Below are 24,757 nucleotides of genomic sequence, written 5' to 3' on the forward strand. Positions count from 1 at the left end.
GGTGGCTCTTCTTTCTGGTCAGCTGGTCGAGTAGACGATCTGGAAGGCCGAGATCGTCACGGCTGCTACGAAGTTGTTCTCGCACCGTGCGTCGATGAAATAGCGGACCGAGGCGGTCGTGGTCAGCGCCTGTGCGGGATCGACGTCCACGGTCACGTCGTACTGGGCCCCGCTCCCCGTGACGGTGGCCATCGCCTGCGGGAAGGCGCCAAGGCCGATCGGTGCGCGGGACAGCTTGATCGCCACGGTGACGTTGTTGGTGGTCTGGCCGATCGCCCGGAACGTGAGCAGCCGGACCCCGTCGGGAAGAAGCAGGTCCATCACCCCGGTGCAAATGCTGGGCGTGTTCACGAGCGCCCCGGTAGCGGTGACCTGCCACCCGTGGGTGGCGTTGCCCGGTCCGGCCAGCTGCTGCGGCGGCAGCCAGAGCTCGCGGCGTGGGGGCCGGTTTTCGATCTGGTCGAGTTTGGCGTCGACCTTGGCGACCACGGTCGAGAACTGGACGAGATCGCTTTCGATGGTGGAAAACCGGGCGTTGAAGCCATTGGGGTCCTTGGCCCGGACCCGGTCCTTGCCGTCGACCCAGTCGACGTGCTGGAACTGCGGCGTGAAGCGGATGTCACCCACCGGCCGGCCTCCTCACCTGACGCGGCAGGACACCGCGAACGCGGAACTTCGGATACGTGTAGTCCGGGTTGACCTGCAGCAGGTCGCCTTTGAGCTCGACCACGTGCTCCCGGATGGCGCTGGTGCCGACCTCGACCCCGACCGGGTGCAGCACGTTGAGGACGTTCATGATCAGGTCGTGCTGATCCCGGGTGAGGACGGTCGACGGCGTGTCCAACGGCGGCCTCAGCCGCACCTGGAACGTGTACGGGGTAGGCGAAGTACCGATCTGGTAGCTCGCCTGCACCCAGGCGGCGCCGGCCGACTCGGCGGTCACCCGGGTGGTGGGCTGGGTGTTGGAGCCGAGGGTGACGTGTGCCTGGTCGAAGGTGCCGGACGACCAGCCCAGTCTCGGATCCAGCCCCGGCAGCGGCCCCGGCAACCCGGCCGCGGTGAGCGCACCCGGCACCGGGGTGACCGTGAAGTCCGCGGTGGACCCTTCAGCCAGCTCGATGACCCCGCGCTGCTCGGTCCCGGCCGGACCGCGGACGGCGACGAGCTGTCCCGGTGACTCCCTGAGGACGAGGTCCGCACCGAGGTGCTGGAGGTGGTCGAAACCGACCGCGAACGCCGCACCGGCCAGCGCCCCTGGTGTGAGCGTCTTGTGGCGAAGCGCGAGCCGTCGCCCTTCCTTGGCCGACAGGTCGCCCTGGGCGTTGAACGCCGCGGTGACCACGAGCCCGTCGGCGACCTTGCGGCGGGCGAGCTCGGCCAGCAACGCGTCGAGCAGCTCCGCCACGGCGGGCTGCATCAGGTGGTTGTCGGCAACCGTGCCGTAATCGACTCGCGCGTCGGCGTGCCTGGCCAGGAACGCGGGGTGGAAGAAGGCGCCGGGTACGTCCACGACGGAAGGCAGGGTGCCCAAGGTGCCGTCCCCGGAGATGGTGACGCCGTCCGCGAGGTCGGTGATGCCGACGCGCAGTGGCCGGGTCGCCGAGACCGTGCGCCTGCCGCGGATCACGTCGGCCTTCACCACGAGCCGTCCGGCCGCGGTCGCGGTGAGCTTGGCGGTCAGCTGCGCGGTACTCGGTCCGGTGTCCGGGATGATCGTGGCGCGTCCCGCGCCGCCCGGCACGAGGAACCAGCGGACGAGGGCGTCCGGCGGCGGCGCGGGGGTCACCGACAGCGCCACGGTGTTCCCGACGTCCAGCGCGGTCGGGCCGGTGCTCGCCGGCGCCGGCACGATCCCGAAGTAGTCACCGGGCGCGGCGGCCGCGTAGACCTGGGCGTCGCCCGCGCCGGAGCGGAAGCGGACGAAGTCGAAGCCCGCGCGGTGCGCCAGCGCCGCCAGGCGGCCGGGGCCGACCGTGCTGTGTCCCATCAGGACGGCCCGGCCGGTGGCCCGCAGGTCGCTCGCGCCCGGGTCGAACGCCGCGCCGACGAGCAGCCGCCCCGGCTCGGCGCCCACCAGCGCGACGAGCCGGTCCAGCCGGTCGGCCACCCCGAGCTGGACGAGGTGCGGATCGGCCGCGCGCTCGCCGGGGCGCGGCGGACGGTCGGCCGCGCGGCCGAAGTCCACGTTCGCGCGGTCGTACCGGAGCAGGAAGTCCGGGTCGAAGGCCTCCTCCTGCGCCGCGGTACCCACCGCGGCCGCTTCGTCGGCCCGGCGACGACCGGCCGCGTCGATGCTCTCACCCGGCAGCAGCGCGACCGGCCGGATGTGGACCAGCCGGGTACCCCGGACCAGCTGCGCGTTGGCGTCGTCCACGACCAGCGGGTCGGGCTGGCCGCCGACCGGGCCGACCACCTCGTTGAGGATCGACTGCAGCTTCGCCGGTGTCGGGAGGCTCCACCGCCGGAACGGCCGGAGCCGGCGCCGGTAGTGCTCGTCGTCCTCGCCGAGCACCGGCGCGAACCCCTTGCGGGCGACGGAGCTGATCCGGACTTCGTCCACCACACCGCGGAACCCGCCCGCCGCGGCGCCGATGCGCAGCGCGGCGGTGGTGACGATCGCGCCGAGCGTGGTGAACGCCTTGACGGCCACCGGGACCCCGTCGAGCAGCAGCCGCACCTCGCCGGCGACCCGGTCCAGCACCCCGGCGACGTGGGTGAACGCGTCGACCGGCAAAGCCGTGTCCGCGAAGACTTCCACGGCCCGCGTGCCGTCACTGAACGTCAGCCGCACACTGCCGGCGACCCCTCTCCCGAACTCGCCGACCGCGAGTACCCAGCCCGCACCGGCCCCGCCGGGCAGCGGATGCCTGCTGAGCACCGGGCCGTCCGCGCCGGGATCGGGGCGCACGAAGCACTCCACCGTCGCGCCGGCCGCGGCCGCGATGTCGAACGCGCTCCCGGTCGCGACATCGACCGATCCCCCGGCGGTGCGGAACCCGAACGCCTTGCCGTACCGCCCGGCCGCTCCCAGCTCCACGGCACCGGCGACCGCACCCGGATTCCCCGCGCGGCCAGGGAAGCCGGTGGTGGAGTCGGCCACCACCTTCGTTCCGGGTTCCTCGTCGAGGTGGTACAGCGCGACGGTGTCCGGGTCGAAGCCGGCCGGCAGGGGCGGAAAGCGCGGCACACCCAGGTCGAAGCCGATCAGGTCGAGGCTCAAGCCCTCGGCGTCGCGCAGGTGCCGCTGCGCGGCCGTCCGCCCGGCGTGGCGGCGCAGCTGGTCGCGCTCGGCGCCGAGCACCCACAGCAGCTTGGCGATGGTGCCGAGCAGCGCGGTCAGCGTGAGGGACAGGTCCGGGCGGTTGTCCTTCGGCGCCGGCACCATCTTCACGGTCGTGATCCGGCCGGTCGCCGACACCGGCAGCGCGATCGGGAACGACGTCCCGGCCGGTGTGCCCGCCGGCAGCGGGACGGTCACGGTGTTCGTCGTGCCCTGGTCGGCGAACGTCACCGTCACCGTGGCGCCGTCGTCGACGTCACGGGCGAGGCCGAGCACGTACCGGGGTTCGGGCGCCCTGCCGAACCGCGCGGAATGCTCGGCGAAGTCGTAACCGTCCACAGTGCCGTCGGTGCCCGCGAAGGACATCCGGAGCCGCAGGGTGTCCGCGCCCCGGTCGAACGGCACCGTCAGCCGGCCGGCCATCCGGGTCGCGGCCAGCACGGCGTCGCCGGTCAGCAGTGTGCTCATCCGGTCACCAGCGTCACCTCGAGTGCTTCACCGCTGGCCGCGAAGATGGCCAGTTCGGTCGGTCCCATCACCAGGTTCTCCCCCACCGCGGCCTCCGCCAGCACCTGCTGGAAACCGACATCGCCGAACGTGATCCGCCCGAACGCGGCGGGCGACCGGCGCAGGTGCAGGCCCTGCACGTCCAGCACCCCCGGCTGCTCGACGAAGGCGCGGACCACCTGCGAGTACCGGACGTCGCCGCCGAGCCGCAGCCCGCCGATGTCGCCGGCCAGCCGCTGCCGGACCGAGGCGAGCAGCGCGGCCCCGTCGGAACCGGGCTGCACCACCACCGTCGCGCGCAGGCCGACTTCGATGTGGTCGGCTTCCACGATGTTGGCGTGCACGCCGATCGGGCGGACCTGGTCGACGGCCGCGGTCACCCGCTCGAAGATGCCCTGCACCGGGCCGATCGTGCGCCACGGCGCGCGGAACTCGTGCGCCACCACGACGGTGAAGAAGTACGGTTCGCCGACGCGGCGTTCACTGCTGAACGCGCGTTGGTCGAAGGTGAACAGGTCGAAGTAGCTCTGCGAGACGTCCACGCCGCCCAGCGGGTCGGACAACACGACGTCAACGACCCCGCTGACCCGCAACGCCGCCTGCGCCACCGCCTCCGGGGTCCACAGGTTGCGGGCCAGCCCGAGCAGTTTCGCGCGGTAGGGGCCGTCCGCTTCGAGTGCGGCACCACCGGTCGTCGGCGCGGGGTTGGTCACCGTCAGCTTCGCGGTGCCGAAATCGGCCAGGAACGTCGCGCGGTAGGTCGGATCGATGTCGACGATCTTGCCCGCGAGCACGTCACCGAGGGGGCCGGGCTCGAACGCCACGACACCGACATTGACCGGTGCCGAGTCGATGGTGACCGAGGCGGTCGTGCCGTACGCCCGCACCGGGTCCGGCCCGGTGACGACGATGGTGCCTTCGGGCAGCACGTACCGGCGGCCCGGCGCCGCGTTGGCCAGGGTGAACCGCACGGTGCCGGTGCTGACCAGCGATGATCTCGCCACGCCGACGTCCTCGCCGAGCTGGGTGAGGTCATCGCCGACCGCGGTGGACACGAAGTTCCCGTAGTACAGGTCCTCCAGCCGCTTCCACAGCTCGCCGTCCTCGGCCGCGGTGGTTTCCAGCAGCTTCCGCAGCACGCTCGTGCTGGTCAGGTCCGCGTCACCGAAGACGGCGTTCGCGCGAGCCAGCGACTCGCTCAGTATCACGTCGACGGGCTTGACGACAAACCCGTCCGGGGTCACTCCGAAGTCGGCCACGGCCGTCATACCTCCACGTTCACCGGCAGGGTCAGCGCGGTGCCGTCCACCGTCACCAGGTCGACCTCGACCGTCCAGTTGCGACGGTGGGCGGCTTCGCGTGCCGACGCCGCCAGCTCCGGATGCGCGGCCAGCCGGTCGGGGTCGTCGTCGAAGACGACTTGGCGGACCTCGCGGACCCGCGGATCGCCGCTCAGGGTGCTGACCAGGTTCAGCTTGATGAGTTCCTTGACCATCCGGATGCCGCTCGGTTCCGCGAACACCTGGGCCAGGTCCAGGCCGTAGCCGGTGTTGAAGCGGTCGGACCCGAACGGCGTCAGCACGCGCAGGGTCAGCGCCTGGACGAGGTTGGCGACGCCCTCGACCTCGCGCAGGCGGCGACCGTCGAAGACCAGATCTCCGTCGTCGAGCAGCAGCCCGCGGCCGAACCGGCCCGCCGCCGTCATGTCGCCTCCAGCTTGGTTTGACCGGCGGACGTGACGTGCCACGGCGTCGGCGGGACTCCGTCGGTGGTGCCGAGCGCGGTCGCCAACGCCGCCTGCTCGTCGCGGATCCACAACGTGCCGGACAGTCCGGCGTCGATGGACCCGACCTTGGTGCAGGGCTTGGTCTCCGGGGTGGCGACCGTGCAGGCGAAGGTCGCGTTCAGCAGGTCGGCACCGACCAGCACCGCGTTGCCGTCCACGGTCACCAGGGCCGCGCCGGGTGTCGCCAGCATGGGGAACCCGTGCGGGCACACCAGTGTCGAGGCGGCGGTCAGGACGGCCGGCATCACGACACCGCCACGGCGGCGCCGTCGAGCTTGAGGCTCACCGAACCGTTGGTCATGGTGATCGGCTTGCCGTCGGTGGTGACGGTGACCCCGCCGTCGGCGCCGACGGTGATCGTCGTGCCGCTGGCGTGCTCGATGGTGATCGTGTCGTCCTCCGGGGGTTCGGGGCGCTCGCCCACCTCGGGCAGCGCTCCCGCGCCGACCACGATGTGCAGGCCGGTCGCCTGGATCACCCGGCGGCCGCCGGCGTCGATGAGGTCGTTGGCGCCGCGACCGGTGGGCAGCCCGTCGTCGTCGAGTCCGGTGGGCAGCGCCAGCCAGTAGTCGCCCGGCTGGTTGGCCGGGCGCCGCTGCGCGGGGTTGTCGGCCCACACGAATCCGGTCACCACCGCGTCGTTGACCAGCCCGCGGTTGTGCGCCAGCAGCGCGCGCATCTTCGGGTAGACCGGCGTCATCAACCCGGTCCGGTCGAAGGCGAACGGTGACGCGATCGGCTTGTCGTGCAAGCCCACCGTGGGGTCGATCGGGTCGGCGACGCTGGGCGAGTCCGACACGACGTTCTGTCCGTAGTGGAGGGTCGTGACATGCCGCCCGTCGGCCACGTAGCCGGTGACCTCACCCATGTCGACGGCCGGGTTGTCGCCCCTGGCCCGGTCGGTCACGTCGCGCAGCCGGTTCACCGCGCCCTGCACGCCGGTGGTGAGCTGGGCCCGCTGCCCGGCTTCGGCCGAGATGAGCGCGAGCTCGACGGTGTAGCCGCCGCCCGTGCTGAACTGGTGGATCGCCCTGGTGATGCGCAGTGTCCCCGCCGGGACCCCGGCCAGGCCGGTGACCTCGGCGACCTGGCCGACGCGCAGTCCCGGGTGGCCCAGCACGGTCAGGTTCATCGTGGTGCGCACCGGCGGGGACGGTTCGGCGGCGGAGTCCTCGCCGTCGGTGTTGTCCAGCGCGACGATGTTGGTGTCCGGGTCGAACGCCATCGGGGCGAGGTCGTCGGCCGCGCCGACCGCCGCACCGGTGAACACTTTCCCGTCCCGCACCACGAGCGCGACATCCGCCCGGTCGGCCAGCCGCCGCAACGCGTCCAAAATGGACCCGGCACGGGTGGTGAAGCCGGTCAGCTCGCCGGGCAGCGTGGATCCCTTGGCGAGTTCCACCTGCGGGGACCGCAGCAGCTCACCGGCGAAGTCCTGGGCGAGGGTCCGGTCCGGCACGCTGATCGCGGCCAGCTTCGTGCGCAGCAGGTAGCCCGCCTCCTCCTGCCCGTAAAGCGTCGTGCGGGCCAGCCCGTCCTGGCCGACGCAGCCGGTCACGCGGGTGATCCGGCCGGACAGCACGAGGCCGCCGTCGCCGGTGCGCGTGACCGGTTCGTCGAAGTAGCCCAGGTGCACGGAGACGCTCAACGGGGCGTTCGCCCGCACGGCGCGGATCAGTTCGGTGGTCCTGGTCGGCAGGTTGATCAGGGTGATCTCGAAGGTGTCCGCCGACGCGCCCTCGGTCATCACGACCTTGATGTCGGCGTCGAGCACCACGGACCCGGCGAGGACGTCGTTGGACACGGTGATCGGCAGCCCGAGACCGGTGACCGACGCCGCCACGTCCGCGAGGCCGGCCGACGCCGCCTGACCGATCTCGACCTTGTACCAGATGACGAAGCTCATCGCAGTGCCACCCCGCCGACCACTTCGGACCCGAATGAGCCGAAACCGTTGAGGTTGCGCAGATCCAGCCGCATCGTGCGGAAGACCAGCGCCAGCTCGCCCGCGTGGTACTCCACGTCCGGCACCAGCTTGCGGCGCAGCAGCGGCACCAGCCCCACCGGCTCTTCCCTGCCCACTTCCACCACGAGAAACGCCCCCTTGACCGGCAACTCCAGCTGCCCGGCGCCGCCGACCAGCTCTTCCGCCACGTTCGCGTGCAACCGGAACCGGTACGAACGACCGGCCACGGCGAGCCGGAACGCCTGGGGGAATCCCTCCGCCGGGTCGATCGGCAGCCGCCGGAAACTCAATGCCGTCATTCCTGCCTTTCCCGTCAGATGAAGGAGCCCAGTGAGCGGGCGATCGGGTTGGCCGCCGGCCCGGACGGCACGGCGGCGGTGGCGGCGGCCAGCCTGAGATCGGCCACCTCGCCGAGCACCGCGCTCAGGCTCGAGCGAGGCACCTGCTGCAAGGTGATCGACACGTCGAGCGCCTCGCGCTTGGCCACGCTCTGCGTGAAGCGCAGATCGGTGATCTGCATGTCCAGGCTGATCGTGAGACCGGAGACGACCGGGATCCCCGACGCGGCGAGCGCCGGCGCCACCGCGGCGACGAGCAGCCGCGAGACCAGGGCCAGCGCCTCCAGCTCCTTCTTCTGCGTCAGCCGCTGCGGACCGAGCAGCACCGCCTCGATCACGATCGTCTTGTTCGTCGGCTGGGTGGCCTGCGAGAACCGGCTGCCCATGATGCGCTCGATCCGGTACCCCTCGGTGACGGTCATGCTCTGCACGTACCGCAGCTGGACCGGCCCGACGAGCACAGGCACGTTCGTCGCCATCACATTCCTCCCCCCGAAGCGGCTACAGCCGCGTCGCCAGTTCCCGGTCCAGCTCGCCGAAGACGTACTCGGCGACCCTGCGGACCTCTTCGTCCGGCAACGTCCCGACCACCTCGACCCGGACCGGGAAGTAGTAGTTGACGACCGCGTCGTGCCCCGGTCCCGGTGAGATCAGCGCTTCGCTGCCCGGCTGCGGCACGATGTACTCGCCCTCGTGCACGAGGGCGATCCCGGTGCGGTCCACCCGCCCGCCCGCGGCGAAGCCGGGCACCTCGAACTCGTCGTCCACGGCGCTACGCCTCGATGCCGACGGAGAGCGACATGCAGGTGAAGCTCGCCTGGGGCACTCCGTCGACGACGACGTTGCTCGGGTTCGCCGACGTGGCGACGCACCGCGCGAACTTCATCGCGTTGAAGGCCCAGTCCGTGCCCTTCTTCTCGGCCACCACGATCTGGAACTCGGTGCCGTCGACGGCGAGCTTCGTCAGGTCCGCGACCGCGGCGGCCACGGCGGGCACGCCCATCGTGAAGGTGAAGGTGAAGGGCTGGCGCACGAAGCCGACATTGTCGGCCTCGATGCTGTGCAGCACGGTGTGCGGCACGTTGAAGGTCGGCGTGAACGTCGAGATCGGAGTGATCGTGGCGTCCCCGAGCCGGACTTCGAGCCGCGTGTTCCAGTCGGCCATCGGCTAACCTCTCCTATTCGAAATTCATGACGATGGAGATCCGGTGCATGGCGCCGGCGTAGCGCACGGCGGCCAGCACCTGGACCAAGCGCTGCACATTGGCGGTGTGGATCCGGTTCAGCTCGTCCGCGGTCAGCGTCGCCGGATCCTTGTCCAGCAGGACGAGCAGCGGGACGATCAGCTCGAAATCGTCGAGGACCTCGGCGCTCACCAGCGGACCGAGCACCGCTTCCAGCTGCGCCACCAGCCCGCGCAGGCCGGACCGGCTGATCCGCAGGTTGCCGACGCTCTTGATCAGCTGCGCCTTCAGCCGGAAGGACACGTCGTCGACCGTGCGGACGATGTCGATGAACTTCTTGCCCGCCGGGTCACCGGTGTAGCCCTCACCCAGGAACACGCCCTGCCCGGGGATCAGCGACGGGGAAGTGAGCCAGTTGACGCCCCGCCCGGCCGGGCCGCCGGCGTCGAGGTTCTCCGGGCCGTTGATCAGCTCGATCTGGGCGGCGGTGAAGGAGACGTTGTTGACCCGGACCGGTTTGAGCAGCAGGGAAACATGCGGCTCGTAGCCGGCGATGACCCCGGTGACCGCGGCGGCCACGTCCTGGTCGCTCTGGTGCGCGATGTAGACCATGCGCTCGTTCGCGAGCGCTTTCGGGACATCGGCGACGGTGGTCGAGCCCTTGGTCAGCATGGCCACCCCCATCCGCTCCTGGCCGTCGCCACCGGTGTTGGACACCGACACGACGTGGTCGACCAGCAGCGCCAGCGGGCCGCCCGTGGTGGTCGCGGCCGCGGTGACCGGGGTGTTGGCGAGCATCACGAGCTGGACGTTCAGCCCGGCGACGGCCCGCAGCGCGGCGGCGAAGTCGGGTGTCGCGGAGTTCACCGCGACCCCGTACACCAGCGTCGGCCCCGGTGTCTGGCCGAACGCGAGCGCGATCGCCTCACCCAGCTCGCCGGGTGCGCGGCGGCGTGCTTCGTTCGGGTCGGTGAACGCGACCGGCACCCCGGCCACGAGCGGGTCGGGCGGTGGATTGGTCGTCGGCAGCGTGAACCGGCCCACGATCGCGACGTCACCGAACGCACGCACGGCCGGTGCGAACAAATTGACCTGCGCTTTCACGCTGATATACCGGACGGTCATCGACCCCTCCTTCAGTGGTATTTGCGAACGAGCCGGGCGCGCAGGAGCTCGAGCGCCTCGGGGTCGAGCTCCGCGGCTTCCGGGCGTTCCTCGGCGGGAGCGGTGGGGGGCGGCTCGGCATCTTCGCGCCGCTCGCGGTCCGGTTTCGTCGGCATCGGGGTTCCTCACTCAGTGGTCAGGACCAGGCTGGCTACGCCTTGGGCGGCGTAGACCTGTTCCACATCAGTGGCTTCGAGCCCGGCGGCGCCGAGCGCGGCGGCGGACAGGACCACCGCCGTCGCGTACGCGGCGATGGGTTCGGCCGGGATGGCCGCCGGGGTCGGACCGGTCAGGTCCTTCGCGGCGTCCTGGACCAGGCGTGCCGCGCGCAGCCCGTCGGCCAGGCTGAACGGGTCCGCCACCACCGCCGCCAGGGTGACCGGCAGGGTGTGCGTGCTGGCCGGATCGGCCGGGTCGAACGGCCCCGGTTCGCGGAGCCGGATCTCGGTCACGACGTAGTCGAAGGCCTCTCGCAGTTCCTCCACCGTGGTGATGTGGTGGCGGGCCATGAACTCGTCCAGGTCGATGAAGGCGAACCGCGCGCGGAACTCGTCGAGCGTGCGGAACGTGTCGAAACCCTTGGCCAGCACCGCTTCGGCACCACCGGGATCGACTTCGGCGGCCACGGTCACCGTCAGGTGGGCGAGCAGGTCGACCCAGACCGGGTTCGCCGGCGCGGGCACGTCCAGGGTCAGGTCGGTGCGGCTGAAGGTGGGGACGGTCTGCGACCAGCCCCCGGTCCGGCGGCGCACCGGGAACAGCGGGTGCTCCAGCTCGACCGACTCCGCCGTGACCCCGCGCACCTGGTCGATCCGGGCCGCGGACAGGTCGTAGCTCGCACCGAGCATCGTCCGGATCCTGGCTCCGGCGGTGTCGGTGGGTGGGAGCAGCGCCGCGGCGAGCCTGGTCGCGTCGCTCAGTTCGAGCAGCACCCGATCCCTGAACGAAGCCATCCCACCCGCCCTGCCACCCCGGTTTTTCGCCGACCGCGTCACCCTTGCAGGGCTCGTCGACAATCCGTCGACAGTCGGCCGACAGGCGTCACCGGGTGAGTGGCAGGGCTGCCATTCCGCGCAAGGCCGGGTTCGGGCGTCGCTGCACCTCGCCCGCGATCCGCAACGTCGGGAAGCGCTTACCTAGCTGTTCGAGCAGCACGGTCATCTCCAGCCGGGCCAGTGCCGCGCCGAGGCACAGGTGCAGGCCGTGCCCGAAGAAAAGCCCCCGGCCGGCGCTGCGGGTGATGTCGAACCGGTCCGGATCGGCGAAGCGCGCCGGGTCCCGGTTCGCCGCTCCCATGAGCACCACCACCAGGTCCCCGGCCGCGATTTCCACTCCGTCGAGCACCGCCGGCCGGACGGCCGCGCGCTGGCTCATCTGGGCGGCCCCGTCCCACCGCAGCATCTCCTCCGCCGCCCCGGCCGCGAGCCCGGGATCACCGGCGAGCAGGGCGAACTGCGCCGGCCGGGTCACCAGCGCGTGGATCCCGAGACCCAGCGCGCCCGCGGTGGTCTCGTAGCCTCCGCCGAACAACACGAGCAGCGAGTTGAGCGCGTCCTCGGCGGACATCAGCTCCGCGTCGGGGGTGGGCCGGGCCAGCAGCGCGGACGTGAGGTCGTCGCGCGGTTCCGTCTGCCGAAGTGCGATCAGGTCGGCGAAATAGGCGCGGAACTCGACGGCGGCCGCGTCGACCTCGGCACGCAGGTCCGCCGACATCGCCGGATCGACCTGCTTGCCGATCAGGTCGGTGACGCGGCGGAGCCGGTCGTGGTCGGAGTCGGGCACGCCGACCAGGTCGCCGATCACCGCCATCCCGAGCGGGTAGAGCACCGTGCCGACGAAGTCCGCCGCGGTCCCGTCCGCGGTGGCGTCGGCGAAGCGGTCCAGCACCCGGTCGACGGCCCGGCGGACCGCGGGCTCCAGCCCCTGGACGCGCCGGACGGTGAAGTCCCGCATGAGCAGGCGGCGCTCGCGCGTGTGTTCCGGCGGGTTCTTCCACGGCAGGAGGTCGGCCAGCAGCACCATGGCCGGGTTGTCCCGCCAGCCCGGCCGGTGCCGGTCGCGCCACTGCGCGTCCAGCACGAGGAAGGTCTCGCCGTCGGCGAGCACCTGCTGGCAGTCGGCGAACCTGCTGAGCACCCAGCCATCGAAAGCCTCGCTGCGGAAGATAGGCGTTTCTTCGCGCAGCTTCGCGTAAACCGGGTAGGGATCGGCGAGGCCGGCGGGCGTGGACAGGGACAGCAGGGCATCGTCGGCGGACATGGTGCTCCCCTCAGGTGGCGAACCGGTGCCCGCAGTCTTCTCCCCGGCTCCCGCGCCGGGGCAGGTCCCGGGCCGCGACTTCACCCGGATGGCAGGACCCGTGGACCGGTCACCGGATCGGCAGGAAGGCCGCGACGTCGGCGAGCGCGTCCAAGGTGGCGCGGTCGACGTGCCCGGTGGCGGTGTCGGCCTCGGCGACGACCATGCCGTGACCGTCCGGGCGGGACTCGTAGTGCAGCCCGGTCATCCGCACCCCGGTGATCCCGAGGACGGCCGCGATCTCCAGCGGCCGCACGTCGCCGCTGCCCTGCACCGCCTCGACCCGCTCGAACGCCTTCGCCTGATTCGTCGACCGGAAACCGACCCGTACCACCGAGATCACCGCGGCGTTGCCGTGCCCGTCCCCGACCGCCAGCAGCATCCGGTCCAGCGCCGTGCACGGCGTCCCGGCCAGGAAGTCCCGCACCTTGCCCGACGCCGCCGCGACGCAGTCGCCCTCGCGCTCCAGCCGCCGGACCGCGCGCTTGAGCTCCTTGACCTTCAGCCGGCTCCACGCCTCCTGCGGCTTCCCGCGCTTGGCCGATTCCCGCGCTTCGGCGCGGCGCGTCGTGAGCGAGCGGCCCGGCAGCGAGTCGACGACGTCGCCGGCGGTGTTCCCGGCCAGTGCCTCCGGGGCCGCCCCGCCCGTCGCACCGCCGAAGGCGCTGGCCCCGCCCGCGCCCCCGGCGATCGCGGCGGCGGCGACCGCAGCGACGATCACGCCCGTCCCCTTGTCGCGGATGTAGATCCGCTTGCCATCCTTCGTGATCCAGCGCCCCATGCGATCCCCCTCGACAGCATCATCGAGGCGATCACCGCGGCCGGGGGCGGGTGGCCGGAGACTGACCGGTATCTGTCAGGTCCGGGGCTTCGCCGGTGGATCGGTGTAGAGCGTGGCCCAGATGATGTCGGTGAGGACTTCGATGACGGTCGCGTCCCGCGCCGGGTCGGCTCCGCGCACCAGCTGGTAGCCCGCCCGCTCGACCATCCACGTGAGGACCGCCGCCGTCTCGGCCGGGTGGACCTGCCGCATCACCTCGGCGGCCTGGCCGCGTTCGATCGCCTGCCGGGTGGCGTCGATGATCGACTGCATCAGCACGCGCAGCTCGTCGGCGACCGACGGGTCGTAGGCCGCCGTCTCGGTGATGATCGTGAACGCCGCCGCCCGGTGGCGGTAGACGGCCACGATCGCCGTGATGGCCGTGGTCAGCCCCGCTCGGCCGGCGTGCTCCGCCGTCTCCCACCAGGCGCCGGCCACGTCGCGCAGCTCGCTCAGCACGGTGGTGGCGAGCCGCCGGACCAGGTCGCCCTTGTCTTCGAAGTGGACGTAGAACGTCGAGCGGGAGATGCCGGCCGCCGCGGCGAGGCGCTCGACGCTCAGCTCGGTGAAGCTCGCGCCCGCGCCGACCAGCTCTTCGGTGGCCGCGAACAGGCGGCGCTCCAGCTCTTCCCGGCGGTCCTGGCGCTTGCCGGCGGCGGGCCGGGTGACTGAGGGCATCGGTTACTCCACATCGGCGATCCTGATCACCCGCATCCTAGCCGGACGCCAAGTCCGGACACAGTGTCCAGACATTGCGTCTTGACGCCGTGTCCGATTGCGGCGCATCCTGGGCCGACCGAGTCCGGGAGGCGCTATGCCGGTGTTGTGGGTCCTGTGGGGAATCGCCGTACTGAACGTCGTGGCGCTGGCGGTGAGCTTGGTGGTGTACCTGATCCGAGCTCGCGTCATGACCACCGTGGGCCCGGCATTTCTCACGACCCTGTTGGCGATATTCGCCATGGGGACGACGTTCGTCGGCGGCTTCAGCGGCCTGCTGCTCATCCTGCTGACCGACGCCGGCGTCGTCCTGATCGCGAGCACGGCCGTCCTGCTCGCCGGGGCCGCGTTCGTCGCGTCCTTCGTTCTCAAACACAGGTGGCTGTTCCGGCGGCAATCCCGCGCCCGCACCCGGATCCTCTCCCGCAAGGAGGTGCTCGGCCTGATCCGGGCCGGGCTGGTGCACTCCCTCTCGCGGCACGACGGCGTCCTGGAGGTGGACCTCAAACTCGCCGCGGCCAAGGAGCCCGCGCTGCGGACACGTCGCGCCCACCCTCGCGACTACCTCGCGTTCGTGGCCGAAGTCCTCGCCTCAGGCCGCAAAGTCGGCTACGAGGACGAGACCGGCGAAGGCCCGTCGTCGGTCGACCGCCGGTGGATCTCCGTCGAAGAGGCCGCGAGGCTGCTGGGGACCGGCGAGGTCAAGACCTTCGCCTGCGGCGGAAACGAGAGTCCCGCCGACGGCCGGCCGAGGACCTTCCGCGGGACCCCCACCGGGATCAAGCTGACCGACCGCGGCTGGGCGCGCCACATGGCGATCGTCCCGGAAATGGCGAAGACCCTGATGCCCCTCGCCCGCGTCGCCCGGGCGCGGTGGGGTCGGCCGCACATCTCGATCGACGGCCGCTACGAACGGTAGGGGCGGAAGAAGTCCCTCAGCTCCTGGGCGTAGCGCTCCGGCTCCTCGAACGCCGCGAAGTGCCCGCCCCGCTCCGGCTCGGTGACGCGGACCGTGTTCGCCATCCGGTCGAGCCACGCCCTCGGCGGCAGGACGACGTCGCCCGCGAAGAGCGCGAACCCCGAGGGCACCTCGACGCGGCGGGCCAGCTGGGCCGGCGGGATGGCCGCGTTCGCCCGGTACATCCGCATCGACGAGCCGATCGTCTGGGTCAGCCAGTAGATCGTGACGTTGGTGAGGATCTCGTCCTGGGTGAAGCGGAAGCCGTCGCTCCAGGACTGCATCTTCTCGACGATCCAGGCCGCCAGGCCGGCGGGCGAGTCGTTCAGGGCGGCCGCCGCGGTCTGGGGCTTGGTGCGGTGCATCGCCGCGTACGCGCCTTCGGCTGCGCCCCAGGTCGTCACCTCGGCCATCCAGTCGCGCTCTTCCGGCGTCAGGTCCGCCGGGTCGCCCGTGAAGATCGGGAGGCCCGCGTCCGTGCGGTGGACCGCCACCACCCGGTCGGGGTGGTCGAGCGCCAGGTAGCGGCTCACGTGGCTGCCGATGTCCCCGCCCGCCGCGCCGAAGCGCGGGTAGCCCAGCTCCGTCATCAGCTCGGCCCACAGCCCGGCGACGGCGATGGAGTCCAGCGGCGTGCCGGGGCGCGAGGAGTACCCGAAGCCGGGCACGTCCGGGACGATCACGTCGAAGGCGTCGGCCGGGTCGCCGCCGTGCGCGCCGGGGTCGGTCAGCAGCGGGATCACCTTGGTGTAGCGCCAGAACGAGTCCGGCCAGCCGTGGGTGAGCACCAGCGGCAACGCCGGCCCGGCCGCGCGGGCGTGTGCGTAGTGGATGTCGTGGCCGCCCACCGAGATCTTGAACCGCGGGATGGCGTTCAGCTCGGCTTCCCGGGCGGGCCAGTCGAACCCGTCCGCCCAGTACGCGACGAGCTCACGCAGGTAGCCGACATCGGTACCGGCCGACCACCCGGCGTCCTCGGGCGCGTCCGGCCAGCGGGTGGCGCGCAGCCGGGTGCGGAGGTCTTCGAGGACCGCCGGAGCGGTCTGCGGGGCGAAACTCTCCATGGCCCGACCCTACTGAGTCAGCAGGCGACCCGGGTTCCGGCGCCGGTTTCCGCCGCGCGCCGGTGGCTGAACCGGACCGCCGCCAGGTCTCGCGGCCCGGACACCGCTCTCACGCCGAGGTCGAACTGAGCAACGCCACGACCGCGGCCGACTTCGCGTCGTCCAGGAAGCGCAGGCCCATGAAGTGGTCTCCGGTGGTGAAGCCGGGCAACGCCCAGAGTGCTTCGTACGGCAGCCCGAGGGGCCGGTAGCGCCGCAGGCTGTAGACGTTGCTGAAGAGGCACTTGCCCGGGTCCGGGTTCCACAGGCGCCGTGCGAAGGCGGGGTTGCGGAAGCCGTGCCCCACTTCGGCGGTGGCTTGGACGTGCTTGCGGCCGGTGAACAGGACGACGTCGCCGGTGCTCACGGTGTCCATCCGGCGGTCGTACTTGTCCTTCGCGCCCCAGAACCGCGCCCGGCCGTTCGCGTGCAGGGCGGTCAGGCGGGCGAGGTCGGCCGGGTCGAGGAGGTCGGCGTACGCGCGGAAGTCCGCGGTTTTCTCGAGGGATTCCGCCCCGTACCGGCGGGCGTCGGCGGTGCCGTAGGCGGGCTGGATGAAGACCTGGACCACGGCCGCACGGTACCGGGTCACGGTTCGCGCGCCACCACCTGCGCCGGCGAGACCCTCGGCTCCTGCGCGGGGATGCCGTCGCGGACGGCAAGGGGGTCGTCGGTGACCTTGACCCAGCCGCGCACCCCGGCCGGTGCCCGCCACCCCCGCACCTCCTCGGCGATCTGCTCGTGCACCCCGAGCGCGTGGCTGCAGTGCTCGTGCCACGCGCTGATCATCGCCGCACGGGTACGGGCCCGCTTGAGGTCGGCGTGCACCGCAAGGAGTTCGTGCACCGAGTGGCGGGAGACGTCGCCGGCCGAGCCGAGACCCGCCGGGGTCCGCCCGTCGCAGACCGGGCAGTCGCACGGCCACAGCTGTGCCAGGTCGGGAGTTTTCGCGAAGACCTGGCCGAGCGTCTCCAGGCGGTGGTAGGCCAGCAGCGGGGTCACGAACGCCGAGACCCCGGGGCGCGGCGCGCCGCCGCGCCGCAAGTGGGGATAGGTGTGCCGCAGCGCGCTGGTCGTGCCGACCGCGCTCGCGTGCGCCCCGTGGCACAGCGCGCCCACGGCGGCGATGTCCGACCTCAGGAGGATCACCGGCACCGTGACGGCGGCCAGCAGGCGGAGGAACCGCCGGACCAGGTACTGGATCCCGAACGGGTCGTCGCGGTGCTCGATCGTGATCGCGACCGGAACGCCCTGCGCGTTGATCTCGCGGATCAGGGCCCCGCACGCGGCGTTCGTGGCGAACCAGCGGGCGGCCAGGGGCAGTACGGCCACCACCGGGGATCGAGAATGCGCGGCGGCGCGGAGAATCGTGCGCAGTCCCCGGATGTCGTAAAGGCCGACGTACCCGGAATCGGTGAGGGGCAGGAGCCCGAGCGCGGCCTGCCGGCCGAGCCACGCCGGGTGCGTCCCCCGGCCGGCACCGACGCCCCCTGCTCCCCGAGTACCGGTCGGCGTCGCACAGGAGCGGACCGGTGAATCCGCGGTCGCGCAAGGCTCGGACGGTTCGCTCGAGGTCTCCGCCGGTGAGCACCAGGCCGGCGCCCCACGCTTGCGCGATCTCCGCGGCGACGAGCGCCTCGCGCGGCCGGCACTGGATGAGCAGCCGCCCGGCGATTTCGGCCAGACCCGCACTTCCCACGCTTTCCACCGTGAGCCGTGCGGACCGGCGCTGTCACCGGTGGTCACACGGGTGCGATCGGCAATCCGTGGAACGGCCCAGCGATCCGGGTGCGGAGCGTGGCTCCCGCGGTCTCTGTGGGTGACCTTCAGCCGCCGTGGGTGGTGTCGCTCTGGTAGGTCGTGTACGTGTACGGGTTGTCGAGGATCTTCGCCTCCGGGACGTCCGGGTTCATCCCCTTCGCCCACGCCTCCTCGCCCAGTTGCCCGCGCAGGTACTCGACCGTCGACTCGACCTCGCGGCGCACCGCCGGGAGGTCCACGTCCACCAGGCGGCCGTCGCGCTTCACGATGCGGCCGTTGACCAGGACCGTGTGGACGTCGCCGCGCTGGGCCTGGAACGCCACGTGGCCGTACGGGTTCAGCAGCGGGAACGACACCGGTGAGTGCTCGTTCTTCAGCAGCACCACGTCCGCCTTCTTGCCCACCTCGAGACTGCCGATGTCCGACCGTCCCAGTGCGGCCGCGCCGCCGCGGGTGGCCCACTCCACCACCTGCTCCGCCCGCAACGCCGCGTGCGTCACCGTCTCGCCCTTCGCGTGGGCCTCCAGGTGCTCGCGGGAGCGGTCCGCGCCCAGGGTCGTGCGCATCGCCGAGAACAGGTCGCCGCTCCACCACACCGAGGTGTCCATCGACAGCGACACCGGGATCCCGTACTGCCGCAGTGCCCAGGTGGACGGGTAGCCCTGGCCCGCGCTCTGCTCGCTTTCCGTCGAGACCGACGCCGACCCGCCGGTCGCCGCGATCCGGTGGTAGGAGTCCGCCGACAGGGACGCGCTGTGCACGTAGATCGTCTCCGGGGTCATGAACCCGTTGTCGTGCATCAGCCGGATGCTGTCGTCGCCGGTCGCGCCCCAGACGCCCGCGTGCGTCGTCACCGGCACGCCGAGCTCGCGCGCCACCTCGAACGCCGGCTTCTCCGGGAACGCCGGGTCGCCCGTGACGTCGAACGCGAGCTGGAAGCCCAGGTCGCCGCCGGTGCGCCGGGAGACGAAGTCGCGGAACTCGGGGGTGGCCGTCCACGTCGCCGGGGCGTCCTGGATGTTGCCGTAGGCCAGCACGAACCGGCCGGGCACGGCTTCGAGCGCGTCGGCCGCCGCGTCGGCGTGCTGGGTGGTCTGCAGGCCGTGCGACCAGTCCACTGTGGTCGTGACGCCGGCTTCGAGCGCTTCCCACGCGCCGAGCAGGTTGCCCGCGTGGATGTCCTCGGGGCGGAACACCTTGCCCCATTCGAGGTAGTACCAGACGAAGTACTGCGTCAGCGTCCAGTCGGCGCCGTACCCGCGCATCGCCGTCTGCCACAGGTGCCGGTGGGTGTCGATCATTCCCGGCATGACGATGCCGCCCGCGGCGTCGATCTCGGTCGTGCCCGCCGAGACTTCGAGCGCGGGCCCGATCGCGGCGATCTCGCCGCCGGTGACCAGGACGTCTTCGCCGGGCAGCACCCGGTGGGCGTCGTCGAGGGTCAGCACCGTGCCACCTCGCAGGACGATCGATCCGGACATCGCTGCCTCCGACTGCGTACACTCGTCCGCTCTACGGACACTCAACGGGCGAAGTCACCTTTGCCCAGCGCCGCGCCGGTGTCAATCCCCGTCGATCCCCGCCGCTACGCTGCGGGGCAGGACTGCAGAGGGAGGTCGTGCATGCCACGCGAGGGAACGGGTCCCGACTTCATCGAAGCGCTGGCGCGCGGGCTCGAGGTGATCACGGCGTTCGGGCCGCACCAGGCGGAGATGACCCTGGCCGAGGTGGCGACGGCCGCCGGCCTGGCCCGCCCGACCGCGCGCCGGATCCTGCTCACCCTGGAGGAGCTGGGCTACGTCCGTGCCGGCGGGCGCGGCTACGCCCTGACCCCGCGTGTGCTCGACCTCGGCGTCGCCTACGTCCACTCGATGGGCCTGTGGGACATCGCCCGGCCGCACCTGGAACGCCTGGTCGCGCGGACGAACGAGTCGTGCTCGATCGCCCAGCTCGACGGTTCCGACATCGTCTACGTCGCCCGGGTCGCGGTGCCGAAGATCGTCGGGCTCACCGTCCAGATCGGCACCCGCTTCCCCGCGTTGCCGACGTCGCTGGGCAAGGTGCAGCTCGCCGCACTGGCCCCCGATGAGCTGGACGCGGTGCTGGCCCAGCCGACCCGCTCCGGGCTCGTCCCGCGCTGGCAGCCGGACCGGGCCGAGCGCGACGCCGAGCTGCGCGAGGTCCGCGCCCGCGGGTGGGCGCTCACCGACGAGCAGCTCGCGCTGGGGATCCGCTCGGTGGCCGCGCCGCTGCGGGACGGCTCGGGCCGGGTGATCGCCGGCGTCAACGTCAACTGCCACGCCGCAGAGACGCCGGTGGAGCGGCTGCTGGAGCACCACCTGCCGCTGCTGCTGCAGACCGCCGGGCAGATCAGCGCCGACTTCGCGCGGCTGCACGACGTCCCGCACGTGACCGTGCCCGCGGTGTCTTGACCGCCACCGCACCTCGGTAGCAGACTGCGGACAAGAGTCCGTCAGACGGACAGGAAGTGAGGATCCGGGTGGGACACAGCGCAGCCGGCCCGTTGTCCGGGCTGCTGGTCGCGGACTTCTCCCGGGTGCTCGCCGGGCCCTACGCCACGATGCTGCTCGCCGACATGGGCGCCGAGGTCGTCAAGGTCGAAGGGCCGCAGGGCGACGAGACGCGCACGTGGATGCCGCCGGTGCGCGGCGACGTCTCGACCTACTACCTCGGGGTGAACCGGGGGAAACGGTCGATCGCGCTCGACCTGCGCGAAGAGGCCGACGCCGCCGTCGCCCGCGAGCTGGCGGCCCGCGCGGACGTGGTGATCGAGAACTTCAAGCCCGGCGGCCTGGCCAAGTACGGCCTGGACTACGACTCCGTCAGAGCGGCCAACCCCGGCAGCGTCTACGCCTCCATCAGCGGTTTCGGCTCGGGCGAAGGCCGGCACGTGCCCGGCTACGACCTGATGGTGCAGGCGATCTCGGGGCTGATGAGCCTGACCGGCGACCCGGACGGACCGCCGTACCGGGCCGGGATCTCGGTGTTCGACGTGATGGCGGGCAACCACGCGGTGATCGGCATCCTCGCCGCGCTGCGCCACCGCGACGCGACCGGCGAAGGCCAGCACGTCGAGGTCAACCTGCTGTCCTCGGCGCTGACCGGGCTGGTCAACCACAGTTCGGCCTACGCCGCGGGCGGGGTGGTGCCGTACCGGATGGGCAACGCCCACCCCAGCGTCTTCCCCTACGAGCCGCTGCCCACCGCCGACCACGACCTGATCGTCGCCGCGGCCAACGACGGGCAGTTCCGCCGGCTGTGTGAGGTCCTCGGCCTGCCCGACGTCCCGGACGACCCGCGGTTCGCCCGCAACGCCGACCGCACGAAGAACCGCGAAGAGCTCCGCCCGATCCTGGTCGAACGGCTCAAGGAACGCGGTGCGGTGGAGTGGTTCGACGCGCTGACGAAGGTCGGCGTCCCCTGTGGACCGATCAACACCATCGACGGCGGGTTCGCGATGGCCGAACGCTTCGGCCTCGACCCGATCGTCGAGGTCGGCGACGGCGACCGCGCCGTCCCGACGACCCGGCACCCGATCCGCTTCTCCGCGACCCCGGCCGCCTACCGGCTGCCGCCGCCGGAGCTCGACGAACACGGCGCCGAGCTGCGCGCCTGGCTCACGGAGACCACGGATGACTGACCCCGTCTACGAGACCGCGCTCGGATCGTCCACGAAGGACAAGATCACCCTCCTCGGCCAGGACCTCGCCGAAGACGTCATGGGCACCGTCGGCTTCGGCGAGCTGGCCTTCTGGCTGGCGACGCAACGACGTCCGTCCAAAGGGGAAACCCGGGTCTTCGAGGCGGTGCTGGCGGCGCTGGCCGACCACGGTTTCACCCCGACCGCGATCGTCACCCGGCTGACCTACCTGTCCGCCCCCGACTCGGTCCAGGGCGCGCTCGCCGCCGGCCTGCTCGGCGGCGGGTCGCGCTTCCTCGGCGTCACCGAGGACTGCGGCCGGTTCCTGCACGACGTCCTCGCGACCGCCGAACGGCCGTCCGACGAGGCGGGCTGGGACGCGCTCGCCCTGAAAACCGTCGAAAACCGCCGTGCGGAAAAGAAGTTCATCCCCGGGCTCGGGCACCACGTGCACAAGGACGGCGACCCGCGGACGCGGCGGCTGTTCGAGATCGCCGACGAGGAAGGCCTGCGCGGCCCGCACCTGGAGCTGTTCGCCGCCATCGGCCGCGTGCACCCGCAGGTGCTCGGCAAGACGCTGCCGCTCAACGGTGCCGGCGTCTGCGGTGCCGCGCTGGCCGATCTCGGACTGCCTCTGGAGCTGCTGCGCGGGTTCGCGCTGCTGGCCCGGACCGCCGGGCTGATCGGCCAGCTCGCCGAAGAGCTGCGCCACCCGGTCGCGAACGACATCTTCCTGTCGGTCGACCTGAACAACCGGCCGGTCCCCCCGGACCCGCAACGCTGAGAGGAACGCCGATGCAGCTCGTCACCGAGGACAACATCACCGAGCTCGCCGCGCAGCGCTGGTCGGGCGCACACGACCCGCGCACGGCGCAGGTCATGGCCGCCCTCGTCCGGCACCTGCACGCCTTCGCCCGAGAAGTGCGGCTGAGCGAGACCGAGTGGATGGCCGCCATGCGGTGGCTCACCGAAACCGGGCAGATCAGCAACGAGAAGCGCGAAGAGTTCATCCTCGCCTCCGACGTGCTCGGCCTGAGCATGCTGGTGGTGCAGATGAACCACGCCTTCGACGCCAAGGCGACCCCGGCCACCGTGCTCGGCCCGTTCCACATCGACGGCTCGCCGGAGCAGGAGTTCGGCGGCGACATGTCCGACGGCCTGCCCGGCACGCCGCTCTACGTCACCGGCACCGTCACCGGCCTCGACGGCTCCCCCGTCGCCGGCGCGGTCCTCGACGTCTGGCAGGCCGACGAAGAAGGCGCGTACGAGTCGCAGATCCCGGACATCGACGAAGCCCGGCTGCGCGCGAAGTACACCGCGCGCGCCGACGGGACCTACTGCCTGCGCACCATCGCGCCGAAGGGCTACTCGATCCCGATGGACGGCCCGGTCGGCGAGCTCATCCGCGGCACCGACATCAGCCACTTCCGCCCGGCCCACGTGCACTTCCTGATCAACGCGGCCGGCTACGAGCCGCTGATCACGCACCTGTTCCAGGAGGGCGCCGAGTACCTCGACAGCGACGTCGTGTTCGGCACCAAGCAGGAGCTGGTCGTCACCTTCGTGCCCCGCGACCCGGGCCCGACACCCGACGGCGGCGAGTCCGCCGAGCCGTGGCTCGAGGCGCGCTACGACTTCGTCCTCCAGCCCGTCTGACGCCGGTGCGCGCGGCGGAGATGCGGGTGGCCGGTGGTCCCCCGGTGGTGGCCGACCGGCCGGTGCCCGAACCCGGGACCGGCGAGGTGGCGGTGAGCGTGACCGCCGCGCCGATCACCCCGCTCGACCTGCTGTGCGCGTCCGGCACGTCCTACTTCGGCGTGCCTGAGACGCCGTACGTGCCGGGGGTTCAGGGGGTGGGGGTGCTGACGCGCCCGACGCCGACCGAGCCGGCCGGGACCCCGGTCTGGTTCGCCACGACCGCGGGCATGCGGCCCGGGGACGGCAGCATGGCCGAGCACGCCGTCGCCGCGCCGGGCGACCTGGTGGTCCTGCCGCCCGGCGCGGACCACGCCCTCGTGGCGGCGCTCGGGCTGTCGGCGGTGGCGGCGTGGATGTGCTTGACCTGGAAGGGAAACCTCGTCCCGGGCGAGACCGTGCTCGTGCTCGGCGCCGGCGGTGTGGTCGGCCAGTCGGCGGTGCAGCTGGCCCGCGTGGCCGGAGCCGGGCACGTCGTCGCGTGCGCGCGCTCGGACGCCGCGCTGGAGCGGGCCCGGCGGCTCGGCGCGGACACCGTCGTGCGGCTGGAGGCGGACGACGACGTCGAAAGCCTGGCGCGCCGGCTCGGCGAAGGCCCGGTGGACCTGGTGATCGACCCGGTGTCCGGGATCCCGGCCGCGGCGGCACTGCGCGCCCTGCGCCCGGGCGGGCGGCTGGTGAACCTCGGCGGCGCGGCCGGCGACGAGAGCCCGGTGTCCTCGGCCGTGCTGCGCAGCAAGTCACTGCACATCCACGGCTACACGAACAACGAGCTCGACGCCGGCCGCCGCCGCGAAGCACTCCTCGCGGTGGTGGAGCACGCGATCGCCGGGGCGCTCACCGTCGACTACGAACGCGTCCCGCTGCGCGACGCGGGTGACGCGTGGACCCGCCCGGGCCGGGTCGTGCTGGTGCCCTAGCGGCCGTAGCCGTTCTCGACCAGCCGCTTGCCGATCAGGTCGAAGACGGCCGGATCCTCCGGCACGACGGTGGCCAGGCCGTCGACGTACCGGTTGAACATGCAGAAGGCCGCCGCGATCAGGACCGTGTCGTGCAGCTCGGTGTCGGTCGCCCCCTCCGCGCGGGCGGCGGCGACCAGCTCTTCGGTGACCGCGCGGCCCGTCTCCCGCACGGCGAGGGCGATCCGCAGCAGCGCCTTGAGCTTCGCCGACACGGGGGCGTCGTCGATCCCGTCGCACGCGGCGTCGACGACGGCCCGGCCGCCTTCGATGGTCTGGGCCGCCACGGCGGCGTGGCTGCCGGTGCAGAAGCGGCATTCGTTGCCCTGCGAGACGAGGGTGGCGATCAGCTCGCGCTCTCCGACGGTGAGGGTGCTGGGGCCGCGCAGCAGGACCTGGCCCAGCTGCCCGAGCGGCACCGCGGTCTCCGGCCGGTAGGCGAACAGCGCCGAGATCCCGGGCAGCTGCGGGTCGAGCGGGATGTGCGGCATCCGGTCCTCCTCGTGGGCGGAGATCTTCCCCCGAGGAGTCTTTCGGGTGGCGGCGGCCCGGCCAACCTC

Annotated in this window: 27 protein-coding genes; 6 read left to right on the forward strand and 21 right to left on the reverse strand. The window is 72.1% G+C overall.

Translation table 11 applies throughout. The features are described 5' to 3' along the window. Window positions 1–18: 18 nt before the first annotated feature. The 16 genes from QQ657_RS26300 to QQ657_RS26375 form a co-directional block, all read right to left on the reverse strand. Window positions 19–627 carry a hypothetical protein gene (locus tag QQ657_RS26300; protein WP_284744921.1) on the reverse strand — a complete coding sequence of 203 codons (609 nt, stop codon included), beginning with the start codon at window positions 625–627 and terminating at the stop codon, window positions 19–21. Then, window positions 620–3,748 (reverse strand): LamG domain-containing protein, encoded by a 3,129-nt coding sequence (locus QQ657_RS26305; protein WP_284744922.1) that lies wholly within the window; start codon window positions 3,746–3,748, stop codon window positions 620–622. Before QQ657_RS26305 ends, QQ657_RS26300 begins: the two co-directional genes overlap by 8 nt. Further along, entirely contained in the window at window positions 3,745–5,055 is a 1,311-nt protein-coding gene (locus QQ657_RS26310; RefSeq protein WP_284744923.1) for a baseplate J/gp47 family protein, read from the reverse strand. Before QQ657_RS26310 ends, QQ657_RS26305 begins: the two co-directional genes overlap by 4 nt. Beyond that, window positions 5,052–5,492, reverse strand: coding sequence for a GPW/gp25 family protein (locus QQ657_RS26315; RefSeq protein ID WP_284744924.1), 441 nt, complete (start codon window positions 5,490–5,492; stop codon window positions 5,052–5,054). Before QQ657_RS26315 ends, QQ657_RS26310 begins: the two co-directional genes overlap by 4 nt. Then, entirely contained in the window at window positions 5,489–5,818 is a 330-nt protein-coding gene (locus QQ657_RS26320; RefSeq protein WP_284744925.1) for a hypothetical protein, read from the reverse strand. Before QQ657_RS26320 ends, QQ657_RS26315 begins: the two co-directional genes overlap by 4 nt. Next, the gene (locus QQ657_RS26325) at window positions 5,818–7,479 is read right to left on the reverse strand and encodes a hypothetical protein (RefSeq protein ID WP_284744926.1); all 1,662 of its coding nucleotides are present in this window, start codon (window positions 7,477–7,479) and stop codon (window positions 5,818–5,820) included. The genes QQ657_RS26320 and QQ657_RS26325 overlap by 1 nt, the downstream gene beginning before the upstream one ends. Continuing rightward, window positions 7,476–7,838 carry a hypothetical protein gene (locus QQ657_RS26330; protein WP_284744927.1) on the reverse strand — a complete coding sequence of 121 codons (363 nt, stop codon included), beginning with the start codon at window positions 7,836–7,838 and terminating at the stop codon, window positions 7,476–7,478. Before QQ657_RS26330 ends, QQ657_RS26325 begins: the two co-directional genes overlap by 4 nt. Before the next feature lie 14 nt (window positions 7,839–7,852). After that, window positions 7,853–8,356: a hypothetical protein gene (locus tag QQ657_RS26335; RefSeq protein ID WP_284744928.1), complete on the reverse strand. Its 504-nt coding sequence runs from the start codon at window positions 8,354–8,356 to the stop codon at window positions 7,853–7,855. A 22-nt stretch (window positions 8,357–8,378) separates the two neighbouring features. After that, on the reverse strand, window positions 8,379–8,645 hold the full coding sequence (locus tag QQ657_RS26340) for a hypothetical protein (RefSeq protein WP_284744929.1): 267 nt from the start codon (window positions 8,643–8,645) through the stop codon (window positions 8,379–8,381). A 4-nt stretch (window positions 8,646–8,649) separates the two neighbouring features. Then, window positions 8,650–9,042 carry a hypothetical protein gene (locus QQ657_RS26345; RefSeq protein WP_284744930.1) on the reverse strand — a complete coding sequence of 131 codons (393 nt, stop codon included), beginning with the start codon at window positions 9,040–9,042 and terminating at the stop codon, window positions 8,650–8,652. Between the two features lie 13 nt (window positions 9,043–9,055). After that, window positions 9,056–10,186 (reverse strand): hypothetical protein, encoded by a 1,131-nt coding sequence (locus tag QQ657_RS26350; protein WP_284744931.1) that lies wholly within the window; start codon window positions 10,184–10,186, stop codon window positions 9,056–9,058. A gap of 11 nt (window positions 10,187–10,197) precedes the next feature. Continuing rightward, on the reverse strand, window positions 10,198–10,341 hold the full coding sequence (locus QQ657_RS26355; protein ID WP_284744932.1) for a hypothetical protein: 144 nt from the start codon (window positions 10,339–10,341) through the stop codon (window positions 10,198–10,200). 9 nt (window positions 10,342–10,350) lie between these two features. Beyond that, on the reverse strand, window positions 10,351–11,178 hold the full coding sequence (locus tag QQ657_RS26360; RefSeq protein ID WP_284744933.1) for a hypothetical protein: 828 nt from the start codon (window positions 11,176–11,178) through the stop codon (window positions 10,351–10,353). A gap of 88 nt (window positions 11,179–11,266) precedes the next feature. Beyond that, entirely contained in the window at window positions 11,267–12,484 is a 1,218-nt protein-coding gene (locus tag QQ657_RS26365) for a cytochrome P450 (protein ID WP_284744934.1), read from the reverse strand. A 109-nt stretch (window positions 12,485–12,593) separates the two neighbouring features. Then, on the reverse strand, window positions 12,594–13,304 hold the full coding sequence (locus QQ657_RS26370) for a hypothetical protein (protein ID WP_284744935.1): 711 nt from the start codon (window positions 13,302–13,304) through the stop codon (window positions 12,594–12,596). Window positions 13,305–13,379: 75 nt separating this feature from the next. Continuing rightward, complete coding sequence (locus QQ657_RS26375; protein WP_284744936.1) at window positions 13,380–14,021, reverse strand: TetR/AcrR family transcriptional regulator; 642 nt, start codon at window positions 14,019–14,021, stop codon at window positions 13,380–13,382. Window positions 14,022–14,157: 136 nt separating this feature from the next. On the opposite strand from QQ657_RS26375, the gene QQ657_RS26380 reads away from it, so the two are divergent. After that, window positions 14,158–14,979: a hypothetical protein gene (locus tag QQ657_RS26380; RefSeq protein ID WP_284744937.1), complete on the forward strand. Its 822-nt coding sequence runs from the start codon at window positions 14,158–14,160 to the stop codon at window positions 14,977–14,979. Here QQ657_RS26380 and QQ657_RS26385 read toward each other — a convergent pair. The 4 genes from QQ657_RS26385 to QQ657_RS26400 form a co-directional block, all read right to left on the reverse strand. Continuing rightward, window positions 14,967–16,082, reverse strand: a complete 1,116-nt coding sequence (locus tag QQ657_RS26385; RefSeq protein ID WP_284744938.1) for an epoxide hydrolase family protein — start codon at window positions 16,080–16,082, stop codon at window positions 14,967–14,969. The genes QQ657_RS26380 and QQ657_RS26385 overlap by 13 nt on opposite strands. Before the next feature lie 109 nt (window positions 16,083–16,191). After that, window positions 16,192–16,692, reverse strand: a complete 501-nt coding sequence (locus QQ657_RS26390; protein WP_284744939.1) for a hypothetical protein — start codon at window positions 16,690–16,692, stop codon at window positions 16,192–16,194. 17 nt (window positions 16,693–16,709) lie between these two features. Beyond that, window positions 16,710–17,453, reverse strand: coding sequence for a hypothetical protein (locus QQ657_RS26395; protein WP_284744940.1), 744 nt, complete (start codon window positions 17,451–17,453; stop codon window positions 16,710–16,712). Between the two features lie 494 nt (window positions 17,454–17,947). Further along, window positions 17,948–19,363: an amidohydrolase family protein gene (locus QQ657_RS26400; RefSeq protein WP_284744941.1), complete on the reverse strand. Its 1,416-nt coding sequence runs from the start codon at window positions 19,361–19,363 to the stop codon at window positions 17,948–17,950. A gap of 141 nt (window positions 19,364–19,504) precedes the next feature. On the opposite strand from QQ657_RS26400, the gene QQ657_RS26405 reads away from it, so the two are divergent. The 5 genes from QQ657_RS26405 (at window position 19,505) to QQ657_RS26425 (ending at window position 24,158) form a co-directional block, all read left to right on the forward strand. Next, window positions 19,505–20,314, forward strand: a complete 810-nt coding sequence (locus tag QQ657_RS26405) for an IclR family transcriptional regulator domain-containing protein (RefSeq protein WP_284744942.1) — start codon at window positions 19,505–19,507, stop codon at window positions 20,312–20,314. 68 nt (window positions 20,315–20,382) lie between these two features. Then, the gene (locus tag QQ657_RS26410; RefSeq protein ID WP_284744943.1) at window positions 20,383–21,543 is read left to right on the forward strand and encodes a CaiB/BaiF CoA transferase family protein; all 1,161 of its coding nucleotides are present in this window, start codon (window positions 20,383–20,385) and stop codon (window positions 21,541–21,543) included. Next, window positions 21,536–22,327, forward strand: coding sequence for a citryl-CoA lyase (locus QQ657_RS26415; RefSeq protein ID WP_284744944.1), 792 nt, complete (start codon window positions 21,536–21,538; stop codon window positions 22,325–22,327). Before QQ657_RS26410 ends, QQ657_RS26415 begins: the two co-directional genes overlap by 8 nt. Window positions 22,328–22,338: 11 nt before the next feature. Continuing rightward, window positions 22,339–23,199: a dioxygenase family protein gene (locus QQ657_RS26420; RefSeq protein WP_284744945.1), complete on the forward strand. Its 861-nt coding sequence runs from the start codon at window positions 22,339–22,341 to the stop codon at window positions 23,197–23,199. A 20-nt stretch (window positions 23,200–23,219) separates the two neighbouring features. Continuing rightward, on the forward strand, window positions 23,220–24,158 hold the full coding sequence (locus QQ657_RS26425; protein ID WP_284744999.1) for a quinone oxidoreductase family protein: 939 nt from the start codon (window positions 23,220–23,222) through the stop codon (window positions 24,156–24,158). On the opposite strand, the gene QQ657_RS26430 is transcribed toward QQ657_RS26425, so the two are convergent. Continuing rightward, window positions 24,155–24,688, reverse strand: coding sequence for a carboxymuconolactone decarboxylase family protein (locus QQ657_RS26430; protein ID WP_284744946.1), 534 nt, complete (start codon window positions 24,686–24,688; stop codon window positions 24,155–24,157). The two genes, QQ657_RS26425 and QQ657_RS26430, sit on opposite strands and share 4 nt — an antisense overlap. Window positions 24,689–24,757: the final 69 nt, after the last annotated feature.

Source organism: Amycolatopsis ponsaeliensis (genome assembly GCF_030182635.1).
Classification (GTDB): Bacteria; Actinomycetota; Actinomycetes; order Mycobacteriales; family Pseudonocardiaceae; genus Amycolatopsis; species Amycolatopsis ponsaeliensis.